The sequence below is a fragment of the Frankia sp. AgPm24 genome, from assembly GCF_023243055.1.
Lineage (GTDB): Bacteria > Actinomycetota > Actinomycetes > Frankiales > Frankiaceae > Frankia > Frankia umida.
The window spans coordinates 1-232 of sequence record NZ_JALKFW010000128.1; the positions used below are offsets into that span (position 1 = coordinate 1).

Below are 232 nucleotides of genomic sequence, written 5' to 3' on the forward strand. Positions count from 1 at the left end.
GGTCCCGTTTCCACCCGGTGAGCATCAGATCGGTTTCCCCGTGGCTGATCCGCCGCTGTTCCTGGGACCACACCCGGTGCCGTTCCGCAAGTGCCCGGTTGTACACGTAGCGGACACAGCCGAATGTTTTCGCGAGGTTCTCCCTCTGGTCGGGAGTCGGGTAGAAACGGTAGCGGTACGCCCGCTTCACCACCCGACTTCCCACACCTGACAGAATACACGATTCCCCGGT

1 protein-coding gene is annotated in these 232 nt (G+C 62.1%); it reads right to left on the reverse strand.

The window, feature by feature from the left end; translation table 11 throughout:
• The coding region (locus MXD61_RS05955) for a helix-turn-helix domain-containing protein (protein ID WP_374628492.1) at nucleotides 1-190 on the reverse strand (190 nt) is incomplete at its 3' end.
• Between the last annotated feature and the right edge of the window lie 42 nt (nucleotides 191-232).